Origin of the sequence: Micromonospora sp. NPDC093244 (assembly GCF_040683695.1) — a bacterium.
Taxonomy (GTDB): domain Bacteria; phylum Actinomycetota; class Actinomycetes; order Mycobacteriales; family Micromonosporaceae; genus Micromonospora.
Genome location: NZ_JBFBEO010000002.1, coordinates 987,272 through 1,010,105 on the forward strand (window position 1 = coordinate 987,272; position 22,834 = coordinate 1,010,105).

The window sequence follows — 22,834 nt, forward strand, 5'->3', positions numbered from 1 at the left end:
TCGTCACCAGGTCGTGCGGCGAGTTGCCGAGACCCGGACACACACTCCCTTCGCGGAAGACAGGACTCCTGCATGACTTCGAATGACCACGATCGGTCCGCGTTGTTTCTCGCCACGTCGAACGGCGACGGGACCGAGGGGTCGGCGGTGACAGTCGACGGCAGCGAGGAGGCCATGCGCCGACTCCGCCATCCGTTCGCGGTGACGCCGGCCGGGCCGATCAGCGCCACCGGCGACGACGCGGATCACCGCGACTGACCACGGCGCCCCGCTGGCACATGTGGGCCTCCCCACCAGCGCGACATCGTACTTTCGGCTAGTAATAACTCAATATTTTGGGTAGTGTCGAGGTCGTTAGGTGAACGACATGACGCGGTGGTGAGGCCCGTGTTCGTGGCCTTGCGACAGCGCATCTGCCCGTCCGTGCGCCCCGGCGACAGCCGGTTCGGAGATCCTCCGGTCGACACGATCGACGGGCACGTGCGGGAGGGACCACCTGATGTCCACCACCTTCGGATCGACGATCAGCACACGCGTCGGCCAGCGAAGCACCAGCCAGAGCCCGGAGGACCTCCTGGCCTCCCTGGCGGCTACCCCTTCCGACGATCCACGCCGACCGGCCCTGCGGGACCGCACCATCGAGGCGTGGCTGCCGCTCGCCCGGCACCTGGCACGCCGCTACGCCGGCCGCGGCGCACCCGACGACGACCTGATCCAGACCGCCGCGGTCGGGCTCATCAAGGCCGTGGACAACTTCGACCCCACCCGGGGCGTCGACTTCAGCGGGTACGCCATCCCCACGATCATCGGCGAGATCAAGCGGTACTTCCGGGACCGCACCTGGGCCGTACGGGTGCCCCGCCGCCTCCAGGAGCTGCGCATCTCGATAAGCGCGGCGAACAGCACCCTCACCCACTCCCTCGGCCGCCTGCCCACGGTGGCGGACATCGCGTCCTACCTCGACGTGTCCGAAGAGACCGTCCTGGAAGGGCTGGAGGGCGCGCGCGCCTACCGGGCCACGTCGCTGTCCACCCCGATCGGGACCGACGGCAACCGGGAACTCGGCGACACCCTCGGCGGCGACGACCACGAGTTCGACCTCGTCGACATCCGCGTGGCCCTCGGTCCCGCCCTCGCCACGCTGCCGGAGCGCGAACAGGAGATCCTCAGCCTGCGCTTCCACGGCAACCTGACCCAGGCCCAGATCGCCGATAAGATCGGCGTCTCGCAGATGCACGTCTCCCGGCTGATCACCCGATCGTTGGCTACCCTGCGACGCCACCTCTCCGACGACAGCGCCTCCTAGGAACAGGACGACGAATGACCCTGCACCTCGACCTCTCCGGCAGGACCGCCCTGGTCACCGGGTCGACCCAGGGGATCGGGGCGGCCATCGCCGCCGGCCTCGCCCGCGCCGGCGCGCGGGTGGCAGTCAACGGTCGTACCGCCGCCAGCGTCACACGCGCGGCGGACGCGTTGCGCACGGAGGTCACCGGCGCGGACGTGGTCGAGGTGGACGCGGACGTCTCGACCGAGGAGGGGGCGGCGCGGACCCTCGACCTGCTGCCCACCGTCGACATCCTGGTCAACAATCTCGGCATCTTCGGACCCACCCCCGCGCTGGAGATCTCCGACGACGAGTGGCGTCGCTACTTCGAGGTGAACGTGCTGGCCGGCGTCCGGCTGACCCGCGCGTACCTGCCCGCCATGATGGAACGCGGCTGGGGGCGGGTGCAGTTCATCGGCAGTGACTCGGCGGTCGTCACCCCGACCGAGATGATCCATTACGGCGTCTCGAAGACCGCCCTGCTCGGCGTCTCCCGTGGCTTCGCGAAGGCCGCCGCCGGCACCGGCGTGACAGTCAACTCGGTCCTCGCCGGGCCGACCCACACCGGCGGCGTCGAGGACTTCGTCGCCGAACTCGTGGGCGACAGCCTCCCGTGGGAGGAGGCGCAGCGGGAGTTCATGCGGCTGCACCGGCCACAGTCGCTGCTCCAGCGGCTGATCGAGCCCGAGGAGATCGCCAACATGGTCACGTACCTGGCCTCGCCGCTCGCCTCCGCCACCACAGGCGCCGCCGTCCGTGTCGACGGCGGGTACGTCGACGCGATAGTCCCGTGACGGCTGGTCGTCAGAACTGCACGACGTGACCCACCCGTGGCGGCGTACGGCCGGCGAGGACATCGAGCCACGCCTCCCGTAGGGCCTGCGGCCCGGTGCCGACCTGGACGTCGAGCCACCCGTCCACCACTGCGGTGAACCTCCGCCACGCCTCGGTGAACCGCTTGTCGAGACCGTCGCGCCCCCAGTCCTTACTGCGTTTGCGCATCTGGACGGGCGCGAAGAACACCTCCTCGGCGGCCTCGGCGTTCGGCGTCTGGTTGGTGAGGCCGACGGCGATGTCCCGGATCAGGTGGTCACCGAGGTGCTGACGCAGGGCGGCGCGGGTCGACGGCGCTCCGGACAGGTCGAGGTAGACGCTCGGGACGGTGTCGAGCGAGCCGATGTCGTCGTACGCGACGACCTGGTCGTAGCAGCCGAGCGACCTGGTGAACTCGAGGTTGCCGGGTGAGGTGAGCCCGACCAGGCGCGGGCCACGGCCGTGCAGTTCGGAGGCCGCGGCGTACGCGGTCTTGCTCGACGCCGACGACAGCAGCAACGACTCCGCGCCGTAGAAGCCGTTGTCGACGACCTGGTCGGCAAGCATGAACGAGGTGAAGAACAGCGGTCGGAACAGGATCAGCAGGTCCTCCTGGTCCGGCCGGTACGCCGGGTCACCGCCAGTCGAGCGGTACGCGTTGTACGGCGAGGGCAGCTCGGCCCGGTGTGGGCTCGCGTCGCGGAATCCGGACGCGTCCACCCGGTCCGGCCGCACCAGCAGGTGGCCGGCGGGCGGCAGGTATCCGTACACCCGCTGGCCCACCTCGACGCCCGCGACTGTCGACGCGACCACCTCGGCGAAGCCCCAGAGCGGGGGAAGCCCCCACTCCGGCGCGAGTCCGCGCGGGCCTGGCGGGAAGAACTCCCAGTAGCGCATCGCGTCGCCGAGCACCGCGTAGGTGACGTTGTTGGCGGTGAGGCCGACGCGGTCGACCCGCAGGAGGGCCTCCCCCTCGGACGGGTCGGCGGTCGCGCCGTCGGCGAGCGTGCATCGGCTGAGGTCCGCGCGGGCCACGGCGAACGTCCAGGAGGGAGCCATGGCCTGACGCTAGACAGCCCCGGGTACGCAGACAAGTGCACTGGGAGTGCAAAATCCCACTCGTTACGGTGACCCGGTGGTCAGCGCGCTGAGATCCCGCAGGTGGGCCAGCGGGGTGTGTGGGGGCCGCCATTCCAGGAACACCGCAGTGGCGTCGTCGTCCAGTTCGTCCTTCTGGTACGCGACGACGGCACGCACCAGCCGGCGCATCGTCTCCGGGCTGGGCAGACCGTCGTTGAGCGCGCGGTTGACGAAGTCGACGAGCCGGTCCAGCCCGAACTGCTCGCCCTCGGCGCTCCGCGCATCGGTGATGCCGTCGGTGTACGCGAGGATCCGGTCGCCGGGGTGCAGGTCCTCCACGTGCACCCGGGGGCGTCGGCCCGACAGGTGACCCAGGCCCAGCGGCAGCGCGGTCGGCCCCGGCAGCTCGCGGATGGCCTTGCCGTCGCGCAGCAGCATCGCCCCGGGATGACCAGCGTTGATCATCCGTAGTCGCCCGGTGGTCCGGTCCAACTCGGCGAGCAGCCCCGTCGCGAAGAGGTTCGGATGCTCCGACCGCACCCACCTGTCGATGCTGATGGCGGTGTCGACCAGGTCGAGGCCGCACCGGCGGGCGTTGCGGTACGCGCTGACCACAAGCGAGGCCAGCGTGCTCGCCTTGATGCCGTGCCCACACGTGTCGAAGAGCCCGACGCTGAGCACGTCACCGTTCAACGCGTAGTCGAAGATGTCCCCGCCGACGTCGTAACAGGGCTCCAGGATGGCGGTGACCACCATGTCGTCGGTCGCGAAGGTCAGCGGCGGCAGCAGCCCCCACACGATCTCGGCGGCGACCTGCATCGGCAGCCGACGGCGCATCCGTTCGACCACGTCGCCGTAGAGCCGGCGGTTCACCAGGAGCTGGGCGACCGTGACCGCCACCTCCCAGGCCGGCCCCTCCATGGCGGGGTCGGCGGCGGCCGGCGTGACGACCTCGAGCACGCCCATCCGCTCACAACCGAGCAGCAGCGGCACCCAGATCCGGTCGGGTTTGTCCGGAGCGCGCTGGATGTCGAGGGTGGTGAACGCCCGGCCGGCGAGGGTCGTCTCGATCGGCTGCTCGTCCCGGACGAGACCCGCGTCGAGCAGCGGCACGAGCAGGGACTGCGTGTAGTCGGCCAGATAGACCACGATCTCGGTGGCGTTGATCGCCGACGCGGCACCGGTGATCAGCAGAGGCAGGTCGTCCGGCCCGCCCTGGGGTGCGTTGAGCTGCAACGACCGCACCGCGCTGGCGGCGTCAACCACACTCCACCTCCCGCTTTCTCCGGCAACGGAGACGAGCAGACCGGGCCTCACCACCGTAGGAGCATGACGGCACCCCCGCCACAGCGGGTCGGCGCGGCGTGCTCACCCGATCGGCGGGCCGGGCAGCGCCACCCTCACGCGGACGGCGCGTCGGCGAGGTCAGCCGGGTCGAGGTGCAGGGTGGCGAGCAGACCGGAGTGCTTGGCCGGGTCGACCCGCTCCGGCAACTCCCGCTCGACCCAGTCGGCCCTGGCCTGCTGGCCGCGGTCGCGAAGTGCGCTGACGATCCTGTGTCTGGCGATTGTCACGTGGGTGCTCCCCTGGTTGGGCGTGCGGTCGTACGCGATGAACGGCGGCGTGGAGAGATCAACACGACGATCGGCAACGCCCCGGACGGGCTGGTGGCGACGGCGTCGGCAGCCCCGGGCGACATGCCCACCGTACGCCCTCGGGGTGGGCCGCCGCGCCAGCGCCCTCGACCCGGCCGAGGTCAGGGCTCCAGCACGACCTTGCCCGCCCGGCTGCGCGCCTCGGCGACAGCGACTTCGTCTTCGCCGCCGGTCCGGCCGCGAGCGAGACCATGCGCAGACGCTACGAGCGCATCCGCACTGCTCACTCCGACGGATAGAGACGGGCCGGATCGGCTGGCCGGACACTGTCCGGGACATCGTCCCGCGTGCTCGCGGCGATCGAGCCGAGCAGGGCCAGCGAACGCGCCGACTCCGTACCGGGCTCGGCGTGGTAGATCACCAGGAGCTGCCCGTCGGCGCCGGCGACAGCGAGCTTGTCGCAGTACAGGTCGAGATCACCCACCTCGGGATGGCGCAGCCGGCTGATCACGCCCTCCCGCCGACGCACCTCGTGCCGCGCCCACAGCTGGCGGAAGCAATCGCTCTTGAGTGACAGCTCCCCCACCAGCGCCGTCAACCGTGGGTCGTCGGCAGCCCCGCCCGAGTCGGCACGCATCTGCCCCACCACTTTCTGCATCGCCTGCCGCCAGTCGCGGAACAGCTCCCGCTCAGCCGGGTCCAGGAACACCGCGCGGAGTCGGTTGGACCCCGGTGCGAGATTCGGAGACAGTGCCCTCGCCATCGGGTTCGAAGCCAGGATGTCGAGGTAGCGGTTCTGCACGAAGGCCGGCATGTCGAGCTGCCGCAGCAGGTGCAGGATGCTGGCCGGCACCCGGTCGGCGGCCGGTCGGGCCGCCCGCCGCGACCGCGCACGGCTCAGCCCGATCATGTACGCGGTCGCCTCCGGGTCCAGTCCCAGCACCCCGGCGAGGGCATCGAGGACCTGCACCGAGGGGTGCCGTTCGCGGCCCTGCTCCAACCGGAGGTAGTAGTCGGCGCTGATACCGGCCAGCATCGCCACCTCCTCGCGCCGCAGACCGGGCACCCGGCGCAGGCCCACACCGGGGCCGAGCCCGACGTCCTCGGGCCTGGTCTGCTCCCGGCGGGCACGCAGGAAGTCGCCGAGCGGGTTCGTCGCGTCCATGCCCACGACGGTATGCCGCTTCGCCAGCCGGTGACTGGTCGTGTCACTACCAGGAACGGCTCGCCCTGCCGCGCCGGCCGGGCACCGCGCACAGTCGTTCGGAGACGCATACCAACTCCGAATTCGGATAGAGGACGACATGAGCGAGAACCTGCCCGGCGGCGCCGTGACCCCCGCCGACGGCCTCACCCTGAGCCGGATGGGCTACGGGGCGATGCAGTTGGCCGGTCCGGGCGTCTTCGGCCCGCCCGTCGACCGCGACGGCGCCCTCGCCGTGCTGCGCGAGGCGGTCGACAGGGGCATCCGGCACATCGACACCAGCGACTTCTACGGGCCGGTGGTGGTCAATGAGCTGATCCGCGAGGCCCTACACCCGTACCCCGAGGATCTGCACCTGGTCACCAAGGTCGGCGCGCGACGCGGCGCCGACGGGTCCTGGATCCCGGCGCTGGAGCCGGACGAACTGAAGGCCCAGGTCCGGGACAACCTCAAGCACCTCGGCCTGGACGTCCTCGACGTGGTCAACCTGCGGGTCGGTGTGGCGGAGGGCACCGGCGACGATCCCCTCTCCGAGCAGTTCGGCGCCCTCGCCGAACTGCGGCAGGAGGGGCTCATCCGGCACCTCGGGCTCAGCAACGTCACGCCCGAGCAGCTCACCGAGGCACAGGCCATCGCGCCCGTGGTCACCGTGCAGAACCTCTACAACCTGGCCAACCGGAAGGACGACGCCCTGGTCGACAGGTGCGCCGCGGAGAACATCGCGTTCGCGGCGTTCTTCCCGCTCGGCGGGTTCACGCCGTTGCAGTCTGACACGCTCAACGACGTCGCCGCACGGCTCAAAGCCTCGCCGCAGCAGGTCGCCCTCGCCTGGCTGCTCCAGCGTTCCCCCACCACAGTGCTGATCCCCGGCACGTCGAGCGTGGCGCACCTGCGGGACAACATGGCCGCGGCCGACCTGCAGCTTCCGGCCGACGCGATCGAGGAGTTGAACGCCATCGGCGGGTGAGCCTAGGGCTGGTGCGGCCGGTTGCGGATGAGCGCGAGCGCGAGGACTGCGGTGACCAGGAAGACGATGCCGTTGACCCGCAGACCTGCCTGGACACCTGAGGTCATGGCCTCGGCGATCGCCGACCGGACCGGATCGGGCAGCGGCTGGTCGCCCGTCGCGCCGGCGGCCACCGCCGTCCGCACGGCGCTGCGGGTCGGTTCGCCGACCTGGTGTGCGGCGAGGCGGTCGGGCAGGTCGGCAAGCATCGTGGTCGTGAGCAGGGTGCCCAGCAGGGACGAGCCGAGCACGGAGCCCACCTGGCGGGCCGCGTTGACCGCGCCGGAGGCCATGCCGGCCTGGGTGGGCGCGACACTTGCCATCGCCGCCGCCGTGGCCGGGGCCACCACCAGGGCGGAGGCGGCACCGAACAGCACGAACAGCGCCCACCGGTGCGCGAACGTCGTGGTCGGCCCCTGGGCTGCCAGCCCGAAGCTGGCCACCGCGCCGAGGACCAGGCCGAGGGTGAGAGGGTGCCTTGAATCCGGTACGGCGGATCGTCCGCCCGGCGGCGAACGCCACGAGCGCGTACGTGCCGAAGAGCACGAGCATCCGCCAGCCGGTGTCCAGCGGGCTGAGCGCCTGGGCTCGTTCGTGGAAGAGGACGAGCAGGATCGCCACGCCTGTGAAGCCGAACAGTGACACCGCGGCGACCACCAGGACGGCGCTGAACGACGGCGACCGGAGCAGCCGTACGTCGAGCATCGGCGCGCTGGTGCGCAACTCGACGAGCACGAACGCGACGAGCGCCACGGCCGAGACGACCCAGGTGGTCGCCACGACGGGGCTTGTGTAGCCGTCCCGTCCGCCCTGGATCATGGCGTAGACGGCGGCGGCGATGGCGACGGTGCCGAGCAGCAGGCCGGGCAGGTCGAGCCGGCCCGCGTCCGGCCGGGACTCGGCCACCCCGACGGCGGTGACGACGAGGGTGACAACGCCCAGGACGATTGTCGACACGTAGACGCTGTGCCACTGGTGGTGCCGCAGCAGCGCACCGGCGATGAGCGGGCCGACGGCGAGCCCGACGCCGGAGGCGGCCGACCAGGCGGTGATGACCTCGGTGCGGCGGTGCGGGTCGGTGAATGTGGCGCCCAGGATCGCCAGGCTGTTCGGCAGGATCAGCGCGCCGCCGAGGCCGGCGACCAGCTGCCCGGCGATCACCCAGGCGACGGTGGGGGCACCGGCCACGACGGCGCCGCCGATGATCATGGCGACGACACCGGCGCCGAACACCCGCCTGCGCCCGTAGCGGTTGCCCAGCGTGGCGGCGGACAGCACCACGCTCGCCACGACCAGGGTGTAGGCGCTGGGGATCCAGATCACGGTCGTCGGGTCGACCCGGAGGTCGCGCTGGATGGTGGTCAGGGCGGAGACCGTGGCGGTGATCTGGAGAAACGTGATCATCGCGCCCAGGCACATGGCGAGCAGAGTCACTGGCCGGGAGCCGCGAAGGGGCGTGCGGGCGGTGACTGGCGATCCGGCTGCGGCCGGCGCGGTGGTGTCGGTGGTCACGGGGCGTCCTTGAGGTATGAGGTCGGCTGACTTTGGTTAGAGCAAGCCAGCAGCCGCCCAGTGAATCACCTGGCTAGCTGCAACGCAAGCCAGGTACGCTGGACGGCATGGAGGACCTCCGCGAAGACCGCGAATCCTGGTCGATGACGAACTGCTCGGTGGCACGGGCGATGGACGTCGTGGGCAGCCGGTCGACGATCCTGATCATGCGAGACGCGCTGCTCGGCACGCGCCGCTTCGACGAGTTCGTCCGCAGGGTCGGCATCGGCGAGCCCGCCATGGCGGCCCGGCTCAAGGAGATGGTCGCCGCCGGCCTGCTCGAACGGATCCCGTACCGGGAGCCGGGCCAGCGCACCCGGCACGAGTACCAACTCACCCGCAAGGGCCGCGAACTGCTGCCCGTCATCACCGCGCTGCGCAACTGGGGCGACACCTGGAGCGCCGACGACGCGGGCCCCGCCATCATCGCGCGTCACCACGACTGCGGTGAGCCGGTCCGGGCGGTGCTCCGCTGCGAGGCCGGGCACGACGTCGAGAGCGGCGACATCGACATCACCGCCGGCCCGGGCCTGATCCGCCGCGCCTGACGCCACGCGCCGGACCCGCGATGGCGCAACTTCCGGGAAAGTGCCGGCTCCCGACGACGCGAGACAGCAACATCCCTGAAGTTGCGCGGATCTTGGCCGGTGCGGTGGCGGGCCGGGATGGTGCGGTGGCGGGCCGCCGGTCGACGGCCCGCCACCTCAGGTCAGAGGACGATCTGGTGCACCCGGTCGTCCAGGCCGCGTACCGCCAGCCACGCGCTGCCGTTGGCGCCGGCGGCGGCACCGGGCGCGCCCCGGAACGCGTCGGTGGCGAACTCACCGCGACGGAACCAGCCGCCCCACGCGCCGTCGCTCAGGTTGCGCTGCCACAGCCGGTTGTCGGCTGCCAACGCGAACAGGTAGACCCGGCCGGACGTGGCGAGCAGGGTCGGGCTGCCACTTGTGGTGCCGCCCAGGTTGGTCCAGGCCGACCAGGTGGTGCCGGTCCGGCTGCGCCACCACACCTCGTCGGTACGGCCGCGGACGGCCACGTGCAGCACGCCCGCGTCGTCGACGACAGCGCTCGGCCGACCGTAGAACGGCCGGTCGTCGGGCGTGCCGACGCCGGTCCAGCCGCCGGTGGGCGTACGCGACCAGAGCTTGCCGTCGGTGCCACGGGCGACGAGCGTCCACTGTGTAGGGCTCGCCCAGGCAACAGTTGGCGCGTCGGTGAGCGTGCCGCCGAGGCTGCGCCACGGTCCCCACTTCCCGGCGACGAAGCTGCGCTGCCAGGCCGCGTTGTCCGTGCCCCTGACGAAGACGTCGATCCGCCCGTCCGCCGAGCCGTACGCCGCCGGCTGACCGAGGATGCGGCCGCCGACCGGGCCGCCGAGCGCGGTCCAGTTGGTTCCCCACGTCGTACCCGTGCGGGTGTTGACCGCCAGCGCGCCCTGCGCGTCGCGGACGAAGGCGGTGGCGTGCGTGTCGTCCACCCGGACCAGCGCCGGGCTGGCGCTCGGGGTGCCGCCGAGGTCGGCCCCGGCGACCTGGTCGGTGCCGGTCAGGGCGAGCATGGCCACCCCGTGCGCCGGGACCTCGACTGTGTACGAGCCGGTGAACGGCTGGACTCCGGCGGTGCCGGGCTGGGCGTCCACGTCGGCCCGGGCCCACAGGTCACGGACCCGGACCTGGCCGCCGAGCGCGACGTCGGCGAAGGTGACGGTGATCTGCTGGGCGGTGTCGTGCCTGTTGAGCAGCGCGACGGCCCGCTTGCCGGAGCCAGCGAGCACCTTGCTCCAGACCTGCGCGTCGGTGCCGGTGTCGGCGACCTTGACGCCCTGGCGGACCAGCGGGTCCTGGTCGACCGCGATGATCTCCGGGTTGGTCAGCGCCGAGATCATCTCGGTCGGTAGGCCACGCGGGTCGGAGCCGATCACCAGCGGCGCGGCCATGATGGCCCACATGCCGAGCTGCGTCTTCGACTCGTCAAGGCTCAGCTCGTACCCGCCGTCGGGCAGCGGACGCATCGGCAGCAGGTAGTCCGGGTCGTTGTAGTGCCCCGGCCCGGTGGCCGCCGGGTGGTACGCGTTGACGTCCATGTTGCGCAGCACCCACTGGTACGCCCACTGCGGCGTCGGGTCGGTCAGGCCCACGTCGGTGTACGTCCGCCATGAGTCGGCGATGGTGGGCGCGTACGTGTAGCTCCAGGTGGAGAGCTGCTCCGGGGTGTACGGGCCGCCACCCCAGTCGGAGCTGACCGGGTTGCAGATGTTCAGCAGCATCGGTCGAGGTGACTGTCGTACCGCCTCAGCCAGCTCCCGGAAGGTGGCCTCCGGGTCCAGGCCGGCGGCCCGTCCACAGAGCCAGTCGGCCTTGAGAGCGTCGAAGCCCCAGCCGGCGAACTGGGCGACGTCCGCCGCGTAGTGGCCGTTGCTGCCGAGGCCGCACTGCCCCGGCAGGTACGGCCCGGCGTCGGTGTAGATACCTGCCTTCATGCCCCTGCTGTGGATGTACGCGGCAAGCGCGGCCATCCCGCCGGGAAAGCGGGCCGGATCGGCGACGAGGTTGCCGGCCTCGTTGCGCGGGGTGGGCGCGGCCCAGTTGCCGTCGATCCAGACGTAGGTGTAGCCGGCGTCCCGGAGGCCACTGTGGACCATGAAGTCGGTGACCGACCGCACTTCGGCCTCGGTGGGATCGCCACCGAGGCCGAAGTACGTGTTCCAGCCCTGGTAGGGCGTCGGGGCGAGCCCACTGTCGTAGAACGTGGGCGCGCCCTGGTCCTCCGCGCCGCCGGCCGCCGGGGCGTGGCCGGGGCGGCCGGGACCACGACCGACCGGGGATGGGTCGGCATGCGGCGGGCCGGCCATGGCCGGCAGAGGGCTGGCCAGGCCCAGGCCGAGAACGGCCAGGGTGGCGGTCAGCTGTCGGTTCAGGCGCATGGAGGTACTCCTGTCCCTTCGGGGGTGGGGGCGGTGGTGCTCCGGCCTCAGCCGCGGTACAGCACGATGAGGTCGGCGTCGTGGGTCGGGCTCCATTGCACGGGCAGGCCGACGGCGGCGAGGTGGCTGCCGGAGTAGTGCCGCTCGCCGTGCGCGTAGCGGGCTGCCGGGTCGAGGCCGCGCAGCGGCAACCGGACCGGGCGGGACGGAAGCAGCCCGGCGCCGTCGAGCCGGCCAGTGTGCCAGGCCAGCACGACCACCCGGCTGTCGTCCGGCGCGGTGTACTGCACCGCGCAGCGGGCCTGGTCGGGGCCACCGATCAGGTGCACCTGACCGGTCGTGACGACATCCCGGATCTCCTTGTAACGGGCGATCCAGCCGGCCGCCTCGGCCCGCTCGGCGGGGGTCCACGCGCGGATGTCCGCGCCGATGCCGAGCACGCCGGCCATCGCCAGGACGAACCGGAACGCCAGCGTCCGGGGCCGGGGATCGAACAGGCCTGGCGAGTCGGTGACCCAGGAGCTGAGCAGGTGCGGGGCGTTGGCGTGCAGGAAGCCGTACTGGATGGCCAGTCGGTCCAGTGGGCCGGTGTTGTCGCTGGGCCAGAACACGTCGGCGCGGGCGGCCATGGCCAGGTCGGTCCGCGCGCCACCACCGGCACACGCCTCGACGAGCACGCCCGGGTGGTCGTGGCGCAGCCGCTCGTAGATCCGGTGCAGGTTTGCCACGTGCGCGCCGTCCAGGTCGAGCGGGCCGACGCCGCCCGGGCGTCCCGGCTCGGTACGCGGCCTGTTGAAGTCCCACTTCAGGTAGTCGATGTCGTACCGGCGCAGCAGACCGTCGACAGTGGAGTGCACGAACTCGGCCACCTCGGGCCGGCCCAGGTCGAGCAGGTACTGGTTGCGCACCGGGGTGATCGGCCGGCCGTCGACGGAGTAGACCCACTCCGGGTGTTCCGCGTAGAGGGCCGACTTCGGGTTGACGCACTCCGGCTCGACCCAGAGTCCGAAGTTCAGCCCGAGGGCGCGGACGTCGGCGATGAACGCGTCGAAGCCGGCCGGGAACTTCGCCGGGTCGGGCGTCCAGTCCCCCAGCCCGGCGGTGTCGTCGTCACGGCCGACGAACCAGCCGTCGTCGACCACGAACGTCTCCACGCCCAGCTCGGCGGCGACCCGGACCAGCGCCAACTGGCTCTGCGCCTCGACGGCGAAGTAGGTCGCCTCCCAGGAGTTGTAGAGCACCGGGCGAGGGGTGAGCCGGTCCCCGGCGAGCAGCCGCTGGTGGGTGTGCCAGACCCGGGCCAGCCCGTCCAGGCCGTCCGGGCTGTAGGCCCCTGTGACCACCGGCAGGCTGAGGTGCTCGCCGGCGGCCAGTTCCAGCGGGCCGTCGGCCAGGTGGCGGCCGGCCCGGACCCGGGTCAGGCCGCCGGTGTCCCGCTCGGCGCTGATCTCCCACGAGCCGGTCCAGGCCAGAGCCATTCCCCAGGCCGCGCCGGCCGGGTCGGCGGCGTCCCGCACTGCCAGCCAGGGCACGTGCAGATGCCCGGGTACGCCCTGGGAGCTGCCGATGGTGAACGTGCCGTGACCCAGCTCGACGTGGGACAGCTGGAACTCCTGCGCCCACTGCCCCCACTGGTGGCTGAGCAGGGCACCGTGCGGCGTCGGTACGCAGAAACCACCCGAGCCGGCGCGGACCACACGTAGCGGGCCGGTGCCGTCGTTTGTCAGCTCGACCCAGCGCTGCACCACGTCCGTGCCGGCGGGCACCCGGTAGTGCACAGTGGCCCGCAGACCGGTGACCGGGTCGGCGAAGTCGACTGCCAGCTCCCGCCCGTCGGCGTCGGCACGTACGCCGGTGCTGGTGAAGCCCACCCGGCGCTGCCCGTTCGCGGTCTCCACCAGCAGGTCCGCGCCGGTGAACGGGCGATCCGCGTCGGTGGCGTACTCGACGGGGGCCGCGTCGCCGGGGGTGAGGAACGGGACCGGGCCGTCGTAGGCGACAGGCGACGGCCCGTCGGAGACGCCGTGCGGCCCCCACGCGACGAGTTCCAGCCAGCGGCCGTGCGCCGGCACGGTCACCGTGTACTCCGTGTGCGCGCCGCGCAGCGTCCACCGACGCCCGGTCACTTGACCGCTCCGAGCGCCAGGCCGGAGACGAAGTGCCGCTGGAAGCGCAGGAACACCGCGACGGTGGGGACTGCCGCGATGACCGTGCCGGCGGCGATGACGTTCCACGACGACACGAACTGGCCCTGGAGGCCGAGCAGCGCCGGGGTGACAGGCATGTGGTCGTCGGTCCGCAGCACGGTGATCGCCCAGAGCAGGTCGTTGAAGATCCAGGTGAAGGACAGCGCGCCGAGAGCGGCAAGCGCGGGACGGGTCAGCGGCAGCATCACCCGGGTGAAGATCTGCGCCGTGCCGGCGCCGTCGATGGTGGCCGCCTCCTGGATCTCGCCCGGCAGATCCCGCATGAAGCCGTGCAGGACGAACGTGTAGAAGCCGAGCCCGAAGCCGACCTGCACCGCGATCAACGCCCAGAGCGTGTCGTACAGGCCGGTCAGCTCGCTGAACTTGGCCACCGGGATCAGCAGGATCTGCGGTGGCAGCAGGTTGCCGGCGAGCATCAGCAGCAGGATGGTCCGCCGACCGGGGATCCGGAAGCGACTCAGCGCGAACGCGGCCATCGCGGCCAGCCCCAGGCTCAACAGCACCGACGGGACGGTGACGAGCATGCTGTTGATCAGCGCGCGCAGCTCACCGCCGTCGGTCCACGCCTGCCGGTAGGTGTCGAGCGTGAACGAGCGGGGCAGGCTGCCCACCCCGTGCGCGGCGATGTCGTCGAACGACCGGGTGGACATCAGCACGACCCAGATCACCGGCCCGAGCCAGAGCAGCGAGAGCAGGACCATGCAGGTGTGGAAGGCCCCGGTACGGAGCTTGTTCATCACGCCTCCTCCCGGAACGCGCGGACCAGGTAGCCGAGGATGACGGCAAGCGCGAGCACGAAGATCACAACGGCGATGGCGGAGGCGTAGCCCAGCCGCAGGCTCTGGAACGCCGTCGAGTACATGTACGTGCTGAGCAGCTCCGACGAGTGGTACGGGCCGCCCTTGGTCAGCGACCAGACGATGTCGAACGAGCGCAGCGAGTCGATCACGATGACCGACAGGACCACGGCGTTCACCCCCCTGAGCTGGGGAATGGTGACGTGCCGCAGCCGCTGCCAGGAGTTGGCGCCGTCCATCCGCGCCGCCTCGTGCAGCGCCGGGTCGATCGCCTTCAACCCGGCCAGGAACAGCACCATCACGTAGCCGATCTGCCGCCACAGGGCCGGCAGGATCACCGCGTACAGGGCGGTATGCGGATCGGCGAGCCACGGCCGGATCAGCTGCTCCAGGCCGACGGCCCGCAGCAGCGTGTCGGCGATGCCGTCAGGCTGGTAGAAGACCCGCCAGACCAGCGCGGTCACCACGAGCGAGAACACCACGGGTGTGAACAGGGCGGCGCGGTAGAAGCCGACACCGCGTCGCTCCTTCTGCAGGACCAGCGCCATGCCGAAGCCGCCCAGCACGGAGAGGCCGCCGAAGAGCACAAGCCAGATCACCGTGTTGACCAGCGCGCCCCGGAAGGTGGCGTCACCGGCCAGCGCGACGTAGTTGTCAGCACCGACGAAGGCCGGCGACGACATGCCGTCCCAGCGGGTGAGGGAAAACCAGAAGCCCTGGAGCGCCGGCCAGAACACCCAGATGCTCTCGACCGCGAACGGCACCAGGACGAACGCCACAAGCAGCGGCGACAGTCGGGCCGACCGTCGCCGCCGCCGGGTGGGGGTGACCGAAGTCGTGGAGATCGTTGCTGTCACGTCAGCCCTTGAAGACCTTCTCGGCGCCGGCCTGCCACTCCCGCAGGATCGCGTCGATCTGGTCCGGCTTGTCGAGGAACTTGGTGAGCGCGGTGTCCGCGGTCGGCTGGAGCGCGTCGCTGGAGTCGCGGTTGAAGAACTGGGTCAGCTCCTTGGCCTCGTCGAGCATCGCCTTGCCCTTGGCCACCAGCGGCGAGTCGGACGCCTTGGCCTTCGGGTTGGCCGGCAGCACGATGCCGGAGCTGGCCTTGACGTACGCCTCCTGGGCCTCGACGCCAGCCAGGTAGGTGAGCAGCGCCTTCGTACCTGTCGGGTTGGCGGTCTTCGCACTGGCGAAGAAGCCGTCGGTGGGCGCCTCCTCGGCCAGCGGCACCGCCGGGTCGATGATCGGGAACCTGAAGAAGTCCAGGTCACCGAGGGCGTCCTTCGGGGCGGCGTCGGCGAAAAACGTGCCGATCAGGAACATGCCGGTCTTGCCCGCCAGCAGGGCTGTGGTCGCCTCCTGGAACGGGTACGCCTTGCCCTTCGGGTCGAAGTAGGGCAGGGCCTCGCGCCAGCGGGTGAAGACCGCCTTGATCTTCGGATCGTCGAAGCGCTGCTTGCCGGCGAGCAGCTCGCGGTGGAACGGCGCGCCGTTGATCCGGATGTTGAGGTAGTCGAACCAGGCCGACGCCACCCACGGGGTGTCGCCGAGGCCGATGCCGATCGGCGGTACGCCCTTGCTCTTCAGCGTCTCGCACAGCGCCAGGAAGTCGGTCCAGGTCTTCGGCTCCTGCACGCCCCACCTGGCGAAGTTGGACTTGCGGTAGAAGAAGCCCCACCAGTAGTTGTTCATCGGCACGAAGACCTGCTTGCCGCTGCCGTCGGTGGAGAGGGTGCGCAGCGACTGGGGGTAGTCGCCCATCGACTTCCAGACCTCGGAGACGTCCAGCAGCAGGTTCTTGCTGGCGTAGTCGTTGGCGACCGAGCCCGCGTACCAGGTGTAGAGGTCCGGCGGGTTGGCCGAGGTGAGGTACGTCGGCAGCTGGGTGCGGAAGGTCTCCGAGGCGATCGTGTTGAGACTCGCCGTGCCCTTGCCCTGCGCGTTGAAGTTCGCGATCAGCTTCTCCATCGCCGCCTTGGCCTGCGGCGAGGAGAGGTTCGACTGGATGGTGACCGCGCCCGAGCCGTTGCCCGTCGTCGGTCCGCTGGCGGAGCTGGCGCACGCGCTGAGGAACGAGCTGGCGCCGAGCGCGCCCAGGCCGGCGAGCCCGAGGTGGCCAAGGAATCGCCGGCGACCGGGGTCGAAGTCGCTCACGGAGGTATCCCTTCCTTTACGACACGCAGCGTCACCGCGCGATGTGTCGTCCATGTGAATGCTGTGACGAGAAGGTTGCATCGGCCGTCGCCGGCTGTCAAGATATCTTCGTAATTAATGATTAGACGAGATCAAGGCGAGGGTCACGTGGATCAGCCTATGCGCCGGCTTGAAGGCAAGAACGCGCTGGTCACCGGCGCGATGGGCGGGATCGGCGCGGCCATCGCCCGGCGGCTCGCCGCCGAGGGCGCCGCCGTCGCACTACTCGACGTGATCGACCCGGCCCCGCTGGCCGAGGAACTGACTGCACGCGGCGACCGAGCACTGTCCGTAATGGGCGATGTCAGCGACGAGGCCGACTGGACCGCTGCCGTCACCGCCGTACGGGCGAGCCTCGGCCCTGTCGACATCCTGGTCAGCACCGCGTACGCCGTGCAGGTCGCCCCGGCCCACGAGACCACCAGGCGGTCCTGGGACCACCAGCTCGGCGTCAGCCTCACCGGCACCTTCCTCGGTGTCCGCGCCTGCCTCGACGACCTGCGCGAGCGCGCGGGCGCGGTGGTGCTGATCTCCTCGGTGCACGCGCTCGTCGGGTTGCCCGGCCGACCGGCGTACGCCGCGGCCAAGGGCGGCCTGGTCGCGCTCGGCCGTCAGCTCGCCGTCGAGTACGGCCCGCAGGTGCGGGTCAACACCGTGCTGCCCGGCCCGATCCTCACCGCCGCCTGGGCCGACGTGTCCGAAGAGGACCGTGGGCGCAGTGTCGCCGAGACGGTGGCGAAGCGCTTCGGCACGCCCGACGAGGTGGCCGCCGCCGTCGCCTTCCTCGCCTCCCCGGACGCCTCCTACGTCACCGGCGCGAGCCTCGTGGTGGACGGTGGATGGACCGCGGTGAAAGCCTCGGCCTGAGAGATCGATACCGACCAGCGAGAAGGCCAGGAGAGCATTGGCACAGTACGCACGCCGCGGCGTCCACGGGCAGACAGTCGAAGCGATCGCCCGTCGCATCCTCACCGGTGAGATCCCCGCCGGCGCGACACTGAACATCGTCGCGTTGCAGGAGGAGTTCGACGTCAGCCTGACGGCGCTCCGCGAGGCGCTGAAGGTCCTCTCGGCCAAGGGCATCGTCGACGCGCGGCAGAAACGCGGCACCTTCGTCCGCCCCCGCGCCGACTGGAACCTGCTCGACGGCGACGTGATCCGGTGGCAGTTCGCCGAGGGCGCCGACCAGCGGTTGCTCGACCAACTGCACGAGGTACGCGCCATCATCGAGCCCGCCGCCGCCCGACTGGCCGCCAGCCGCGCCACCGACGACGACGTGGCCGCGCTCGACCGGGCGCTCGCCGAAATGGCCGAGGCGGACGGCGACCCGGCCGCCGCCGTCGCGGCCGACCTCGCCTTCCACCGTGCGCTGCTCGCCGCCACGCACAACGAGTTGCTGGAGCGGATGGAGGTGGTGATGGAGACCGGGCTCGCCGAACGGGACCGGCTGGTGCACGGCGGTGCCGCGCACGACGACCCGGTGCCGAGTCACCGCGCGGTGGTCGACGCGCTGCGCGAGCGGGACGAGTCGGCGGCCGAGACCGCGATGCGCGAGTTGCTGGACAAGGCCGTCCGCGACGTCGAGAAGGCACGGGGACGAAGGGGCAGTCAGTGAAGATCACGAGGATCGAGACCTTCCTCGTCGCACCACGGTGGTTGTTCTGCCGGGTGGAGACCGACGACGGACTCGTCGGGTGGGGTGAACCGGTGGTGGAGGGGCGCGCCGAGGTGGTGCGCAGCGCCGTCGAGGTGCTCTCCGAATACCTGATCGGCGCGGACCCGCTGCGCATCGAGCAGCACTGGCAGGTGCTCACCAAGGGCGGCTTCTACCGGGGCGGCCCGATCCTCTCCAGCGCCGTCGCCGGCCTCGACCAGGCCCTCTGGGACATCGCCGGACAGGCGTACGGCGCGCCGGTGCACGCCCTGCTCGGTGGGCCGGTACGCGACAGGGTGCGGATCTACTCGTGGATCGGCGGGGACGAGCCCGACGAGGTGGCCGACGCCGCCGCCGCGCAGGTCGCCGCCGGCCTCACCGGCGTCAAGATGAACGCCTGCGGGCGGCTCTCGCCGATCCCCACCTCCGCCGAGGTCGACGCGGTCGTCGGTCGGGTCGCCGCCGCCCGGGAGGTCCTCGGCCCCGACCGGGACATCGCGCTGGACTTCCACGGCCGTGCCGGGCTGGCCGCCGTACGCCGGATCCTGCCCGAACTGGCACCGCTGCGCCCGTTCTTCGTGGAGGAGCCGGTCCTGCCCGACCAGGCCCACCACCTGCACGACATCGTCGCCAGCACGCCGATCCCGGTGGCCACCGGCGAACGCCTCTACGGCCGCTCCGAGTTCCTCACCCCGTTGCAGGCGGGGGTCGCCGTCGTCCAGCCGGACCTGTCCCACGCCGGTGGGATCTCCGAGGTCCGCCGGATCGCCGCGCTTGCCGAGACGTACGGCGCGCTGCTCGCCCCGCACTGCCCGCTCGGGCCCATCTCCCTGGCGGCCAGCCTCCAGGTGGCCTTCGCGACGCCGAACTTCCTGATCCAGGAGCAGAGCATCGGCATCCACTACAACGTGGGTTCCGAGTTGCTGGACTACCTCGTCGACCGGGAGCCGTTCCGGTTCGTCGACGGGCACATCGTCCGCTTCGACAGGCCCGGCCTGGGCATCACGGTGGACGAGACGGCGGTCCGCGAGGCCGCGCAGACCCCGCACGCCTGGCGCAACCCGGTCTGGCAGCACGCCGACGGATCGTTCGCCGAATGGTGACCGGTGCGGAGGCGGTGCCGCTGCGCGTGGCGTACGACGCCGCGCACGGCGGCCGGTGGACGAGCCTGCGCGGTGGTGACCGCCAGTGGCTCTGGCGCGGCCCGCAGCCCGGCCGCAACGAGGTACGCCCCGACGACACGTTCGTCGACGCCGGCGGTCTGGAGGAGTGCCTGCCCACCGTGCGTGGCCTCCCCGACCACGGCGAGGTGTGGTCGCGCCCCTGGCACAGCACCGGCCCCGGCACCGTCGTCATCGAGCGGCCGACGTTCGTCCTGACCCGCCGGATCAGCGACTCCCACGGCGTGGTGGTCGCCGACTACCGGCTGTCCGCAGACCCGGGGTACCGGTTCGTGTGGGCCGCGCACGCCCTGTTCGGCCTCTCCCCCGAGGCTCGCCTCGTCGCGCCCACCGGCACGCCGACCCGGCTGCACCCGGAGGCCGCCGCGCTGCTGCCACCGGGCACCTGGCCGGTCGGCGCCCCGTGGCTCACCGGGCCGTGGCCGTCCCCGGCCGGCCTGACCCTGGACACCCTCGGCGCGGATGACGGCACGGCGGTCGGCGCGGTGCTGCTCGACTGCCCCCGCGTCCAGGTGGTCGACGAGGCCGACCGGCTGACCCTGGAGCTGGAGTGCGACGGCCAGCCCCGCAGCACCGCCCTCTGGCGCAACCTGGGCGGCTGGCCGGCCGACGCCCCGTACCGCAGCCTCGGGATCGAGCCGATGCTCGGCGCCGCCTTCGACCTGGCCGACGCCGGCCCCGCCGACGCGGCGGTCGTCCCGCCCACCGGTGAGGTCGCCTGGCGACTCGTCATCTCCGCCCACCGCTTCCATTGAGGACACCCGGATGAACCTGCTCGACGAGCTGCGTACCCATCGACTGCTCGCCATCGTGCGCGGCCCGGACCCGGCCGCCGCCCTGACCGCCGTGCTCGCCCTCGCCGAGAGCGGCGTGGCCCTTGTCGAGGTCTCCCTGACCAGCGCCGACGCGCTCGGCGTCATCCGGCGCGCCCGGGCGGCCCTCGGGGCCGACTACGCCCTGGGCGCCGGCACCGTGCTCAGCGCCGAGGACGCCCGGGCGGCGGCCGACGCGGGCGCCGGATTCCTGGTCACCCCGGCGCTCGCGCCGAGCCTCGCCGAGGGCGGCCGTCTCGGGCTGCCGGTGCTCGCCGGCGCGCTCACCCCCACCGAGGTGGTGCAGGCGACAAGCGGTGGGGCCGCCGCCGTCAAGCTCTTCCCGGCCTCCCTCGGCGGCCCCGACTACCTCGGCGCGCTGCGCGACCCGTTCCCCGGCACCGCCTTCGTACCTGTCGGCGGGGTCGACGCGGACGGCGCACGGCGCTACCTGGACCGGGGGGCGGTGGCGGTGGGCGTCGGTTCCCCGCTGCTCGGCGACGCCGTCCGCGGCGGCGACCAGGCGGCGCTGCGCGAGCGCGCCGCGGCCTTCCTCGCGGCGGTACGGCAGTGACCGACCTGCTCACCCTCGGCGAGACGATGGCTGCCTTCCGCACCACCGGGCCGCTGCGGCTGGGCGGCACCGCCGGGATCTCCGTCGCCGGGTCCGAGTCGACTGTGGCCATCGGCCTAGCCCGGCTCGGCCACCGGGCGGCCTGGGTCGGGGTGACAGGCGCGGACGAGCCCGGTGAGCTGGTCCGTCGTACGCTGCGCGCCGAGGGCGTCGACCTGACCTGGGCCCGGGTCGACCCGGCCGCGCCCACCGGGCTGATCCTCTTCGAGGCCCGGGTCGCCGACATCAACCGGGTCACCTACCACCGTGCCGGCTCCGCAGGCTCCCGGCTGCGCCCATCCGACGTCACCCACGCCTTCGACGCGCTCGACGCTCCACCTCGGCTGCTGCACGTCACGGGCATCACCTGCGCGCTTGGCGCCGAGCCGTACGCGGCGGTGGCGCAGGCCGTGCGGCGTGCCCGGGCGGCCGGCGGCACCGTCTGTCTGGACGTCAACCACCGCAGTCGGCTCTGGTCGGTCACCGAGGCCGCCGCCGCGCTACGACCGCTGCTGCCCTCGATCGACCTGGTCGTCGCCTCCGACGACGAACTCGCCGTGCTCACCGACGCCGCCGACCCGGTGGCGGCGCTGCTCTCGGCAGGCGTCCGCGAGGTCGTCGTGAAGCACGGCGCCGACGGGGCGACCAGCCACAGCGGGACCGGCGCGGTGCACCGGCCGGCCCGGACCGTGCCCGTGGTGGATACCGTCGGCGCCGGTGACGCGTTCGTGGCCGGCCTGCTCTCCGGCTGGTTGGACGGCCTCCACGGCCCGGCGCGACTGGACCGCGCGGTCACCACTGGCGCGTTCGCGGTCGCCACGAGGGGCGACTGGGAGGGCCTGCCCGACCGTGCCGAACTGGGGCTGCTCGACCACGGCCCCGGCGGTACGGTCCGCTGACGATCCCCTTTGGAGGAGCACCATGGAGCTGACCGAGCCGACCGTCTGGAGCACCGACAGGCTTGAGCTGGGCGAAGGGCTGCGCTGGGTCGACGACCGGCTGGTCCTGGTCGACCTGCTCGCCGGGCACCTGCTGGAGACCGGCGGCGACGCCCCCGGCACACTGCGCGAGCTGCGCCGCCTCGACGTCCCGCTCGGCGCCGTCGCCCCGGTGGCCGACCGCCCGGGCGAATGGCTGGCCGCCGCCGGGACCGGCGTCACGGTGCTGCCCGCCGCCGGCGACCCCCGACCGGTCGCCGACCTCGTCGGTGACGCGCCCGAGCCGACCCGGATGAACGACGCGGTCGCCGACAGGCACGGCCGCTTCTGGGCCGGCAGCATGACGTACGCCGCGGTGCCCGGCGGAGGCACGCTGTACCGGCTGACCCCGGGCGCCGAGCCGGTGCCCGCGGTGACCGGGCTGACCATCCCGAACGGGCCGGCGTTCGACGCCTCCGGCACCACCATGTACCTGGCCGACACACCACGCGGCGAGATCGACAGGTTCACCGTCGACCCCGCCACCGGCGCCCTGGGCGGGCGGGAACCGTTCGTGCGGCTCTCCCCGGCCGACGGCGGCCCCGACGGGATGACTGTCGACGCGGCGGGTCACCTCTGGGTCGCGCTGTGGGGTGGCTCGGCGGTACGCCGCTACCGGCCCGACGGCACCCTCGACCGGGAGATCCGGCTACCCGCCACCCAGCCGGCCGGCATCTGCCTCGGCGGCCCCGACCTGCGCCGACTCTTCATCGGCACCGCCCGAGTGGGCCTGGACGCCCCGGGCGAGGCGGACGGCGCGCTGCTCGCCGTGGACGTCGAGGCCCCCGGCCTGCCCGCCGCGTACGCCACCGCACCCGACGCGAGCTGACCGGAGGCATATCGGACGTCGGGGCGGGAATAGTCCGCCCAAGGACGGCAGCCGACCGGCAGGGGGCGGGAC

The 22,834-nt window shown here is 72.1% G+C and carries 22 protein-coding genes and 1 pseudogene; 12 read left to right on the forward strand and 11 right to left on the reverse strand.

The window, feature by feature from the left end; genetic code table 11:
* Nucleotides 1-72: 72 nt before the first annotated feature.
* The 3 genes from AB0N27_RS14725 (at nucleotide 73) to AB0N27_RS14735 (ending at nucleotide 2,121) form a co-directional block, all read left to right on the forward strand.
* Nucleotides 73-258, forward strand: coding sequence for a hypothetical protein (locus AB0N27_RS14725; protein ID WP_364368647.1), 186 nt, complete (start codon nucleotides 73-75; stop codon nucleotides 256-258).
* 241 nt (nucleotides 259-499) lie between these two features.
* Nucleotides 500-1,306 carry an RNA polymerase sigma factor SigF gene (locus tag AB0N27_RS14730; RefSeq protein WP_364368650.1) on the forward strand — a complete coding sequence of 269 codons (807 nt, stop codon included), beginning with the start codon at nucleotides 500-502 and terminating at the stop codon, nucleotides 1,304-1,306.
* A gap of 14 nt (nucleotides 1,307-1,320) precedes the next feature.
* Nucleotides 1,321-2,121, forward strand: a complete 801-nt coding sequence (locus AB0N27_RS14735; protein WP_364368653.1) for an SDR family oxidoreductase — start codon at nucleotides 1,321-1,323, stop codon at nucleotides 2,119-2,121.
* 10 nt (nucleotides 2,122-2,131) lie between these two features.
* On the opposite strand, the gene AB0N27_RS14740 is transcribed toward AB0N27_RS14735, so the two are convergent.
* From AB0N27_RS14740 to AB0N27_RS14755, 4 genes are all read right to left on the reverse strand, one after another.
* Complete coding sequence (locus AB0N27_RS14740; RefSeq protein ID WP_364368656.1) at nucleotides 2,132-3,199, reverse strand: DUF2855 family protein; 1,068 nt, start codon at nucleotides 3,197-3,199, stop codon at nucleotides 2,132-2,134.
* A gap of 63 nt (nucleotides 3,200-3,262) precedes the next feature.
* Nucleotides 3,263-4,486 carry a PP2C family protein-serine/threonine phosphatase gene (locus AB0N27_RS14745; RefSeq protein ID WP_364368659.1) on the reverse strand — a complete coding sequence of 408 codons (1,224 nt, stop codon included), beginning with the start codon at nucleotides 4,484-4,486 and terminating at the stop codon, nucleotides 3,263-3,265.
* Nucleotides 4,487-4,620: 134 nt separating this feature from the next.
* A complete protein-coding gene (locus tag AB0N27_RS14750) occupies nucleotides 4,621-4,794 on the reverse strand; it encodes a hypothetical protein (protein ID WP_364368663.1) in 174 nt (57 codons plus the stop codon).
* Between the two features lie 304 nt (nucleotides 4,795-5,098).
* Nucleotides 5,099-5,980 carry a helix-turn-helix transcriptional regulator gene (locus tag AB0N27_RS14755; RefSeq protein ID WP_364368666.1) on the reverse strand — a complete coding sequence of 294 codons (882 nt, stop codon included), beginning with the start codon at nucleotides 5,978-5,980 and terminating at the stop codon, nucleotides 5,099-5,101.
* A gap of 139 nt (nucleotides 5,981-6,119) precedes the next feature.
* Between AB0N27_RS14755 and AB0N27_RS14760 the strand changes: the two genes are divergently transcribed.
* The gene (locus tag AB0N27_RS14760) at nucleotides 6,120-6,986 is read left to right on the forward strand and encodes an oxidoreductase (protein ID WP_364368669.1); all 867 of its coding nucleotides are present in this window, start codon (nucleotides 6,120-6,122) and stop codon (nucleotides 6,984-6,986) included.
* 2 nt (nucleotides 6,987-6,988) lie between these two features.
* Here the strand turns inward: AB0N27_RS14760 and AB0N27_RS14765 are convergent, their stop codons facing one another.
* Together AB0N27_RS14765 and AB0N27_RS14770 are read right to left on the reverse strand one after the other, a co-directional pair.
* A complete protein-coding gene (locus AB0N27_RS14765) occupies nucleotides 6,989-7,468 on the reverse strand; it encodes a hypothetical protein (protein WP_364368672.1) in 480 nt (159 codons plus the stop codon).
* A gap of 97 nt (nucleotides 7,469-7,565) precedes the next feature.
* Nucleotides 7,566-8,444: pseudogene (locus tag AB0N27_RS14770) on the reverse strand (MFS transporter); the annotation flags it as partial.
* Between the two features lie 200 nt (nucleotides 8,445-8,644).
* On the opposite strand from AB0N27_RS14770, the gene AB0N27_RS14775 reads away from it, so the two are divergent.
* The gene (locus tag AB0N27_RS14775; RefSeq protein ID WP_364368675.1) at nucleotides 8,645-9,124 is read left to right on the forward strand and encodes a helix-turn-helix domain-containing protein; all 480 of its coding nucleotides are present in this window, start codon (nucleotides 8,645-8,647) and stop codon (nucleotides 9,122-9,124) included.
* A 161-nt stretch (nucleotides 9,125-9,285) separates the two neighbouring features.
* Here the strand turns inward: AB0N27_RS14775 and AB0N27_RS14780 are convergent, their stop codons facing one another.
* The 5 genes from AB0N27_RS14780 to AB0N27_RS14800 are packed head-to-tail and all read right to left on the reverse strand — an operon-like array spanning nucleotide 9,286 to nucleotide 16,657.
* Nucleotides 9,286-11,499 carry a glycoside hydrolase family 27 protein gene (locus AB0N27_RS14780; protein ID WP_364368678.1) on the reverse strand — a complete coding sequence of 738 codons (2,214 nt, stop codon included), beginning with the start codon at nucleotides 11,497-11,499 and terminating at the stop codon, nucleotides 9,286-9,288.
* Between the two features lie 47 nt (nucleotides 11,500-11,546).
* Nucleotides 11,547-13,625: an alpha-galactosidase gene (locus AB0N27_RS14785; RefSeq protein ID WP_364368681.1), complete on the reverse strand. Its 2,079-nt coding sequence runs from the start codon at nucleotides 13,623-13,625 to the stop codon at nucleotides 11,547-11,549.
* Nucleotides 13,622-14,443 (reverse strand): carbohydrate ABC transporter permease, encoded by an 822-nt coding sequence (locus tag AB0N27_RS14790; protein ID WP_364368684.1) that lies wholly within the window; start codon nucleotides 14,441-14,443, stop codon nucleotides 13,622-13,624. Before AB0N27_RS14790 ends, AB0N27_RS14785 begins: the two co-directional genes overlap by 4 nt.
* Entirely contained in the window at nucleotides 14,443-15,360 is a 918-nt protein-coding gene (locus AB0N27_RS14795) for a sugar ABC transporter permease (RefSeq protein WP_364368687.1), read from the reverse strand. Before AB0N27_RS14795 ends, AB0N27_RS14790 begins: the two co-directional genes overlap by 1 nt.
* A gap of 1 nt (nucleotide 15,361) precedes the next feature.
* A complete protein-coding gene (locus tag AB0N27_RS14800; protein WP_364368690.1) occupies nucleotides 15,362-16,657 on the reverse strand; it encodes an extracellular solute-binding protein in 1,296 nt (431 codons plus the stop codon).
* A gap of 159 nt (nucleotides 16,658-16,816) precedes the next feature.
* Between AB0N27_RS14800 and AB0N27_RS14805 the strand changes: the two genes are divergently transcribed.
* From AB0N27_RS14805 to AB0N27_RS14835, 7 genes are read left to right on the forward strand one after another with little or no spacing between them, the layout of a single operon-like run.
* Nucleotides 16,817-17,563: an SDR family oxidoreductase gene (locus AB0N27_RS14805; protein ID WP_364368693.1), complete on the forward strand. Its 747-nt coding sequence runs from the start codon at nucleotides 16,817-16,819 to the stop codon at nucleotides 17,561-17,563.
* A gap of 37 nt (nucleotides 17,564-17,600) precedes the next feature.
* On the forward strand, nucleotides 17,601-18,311 hold the full coding sequence (locus AB0N27_RS14810) for an FCD domain-containing protein (protein ID WP_364368696.1): 711 nt from the start codon (nucleotides 17,601-17,603) through the stop codon (nucleotides 18,309-18,311).
* Nucleotides 18,308-19,453 (forward strand): galactonate dehydratase, encoded by a 1,146-nt coding sequence (gene dgoD / locus AB0N27_RS14815; protein ID WP_364368699.1) that lies wholly within the window; start codon nucleotides 18,308-18,310, stop codon nucleotides 19,451-19,453. The genes AB0N27_RS14810 and dgoD overlap by 4 nt, the downstream gene beginning before the upstream one ends.
* Nucleotides 19,447-20,286 (forward strand): hypothetical protein, encoded by an 840-nt coding sequence (locus tag AB0N27_RS14820; protein WP_364368701.1) that lies wholly within the window; start codon nucleotides 19,447-19,449, stop codon nucleotides 20,284-20,286. The genes dgoD and AB0N27_RS14820 overlap by 7 nt, the downstream gene beginning before the upstream one ends.
* A 10-nt stretch (nucleotides 20,287-20,296) precedes the next feature.
* The gene (locus AB0N27_RS14825) at nucleotides 20,297-20,917 is read left to right on the forward strand and encodes a bifunctional 4-hydroxy-2-oxoglutarate aldolase/2-dehydro-3-deoxy-phosphogluconate aldolase (RefSeq protein ID WP_364368704.1); all 621 of its coding nucleotides are present in this window, start codon (nucleotides 20,297-20,299) and stop codon (nucleotides 20,915-20,917) included.
* Nucleotides 20,914-21,855 (forward strand): sugar kinase, encoded by a 942-nt coding sequence (locus AB0N27_RS14830; RefSeq protein ID WP_364368707.1) that lies wholly within the window; start codon nucleotides 20,914-20,916, stop codon nucleotides 21,853-21,855. Before AB0N27_RS14825 ends, AB0N27_RS14830 begins: the two co-directional genes overlap by 4 nt.
* A gap of 22 nt (nucleotides 21,856-21,877) precedes the next feature.
* The gene (locus AB0N27_RS14835; protein ID WP_364368709.1) at nucleotides 21,878-22,762 is read left to right on the forward strand and encodes an SMP-30/gluconolactonase/LRE family protein; all 885 of its coding nucleotides are present in this window, start codon (nucleotides 21,878-21,880) and stop codon (nucleotides 22,760-22,762) included.
* The last annotated feature ends 72 nt before the right edge of the window (nucleotides 22,763-22,834 follow it).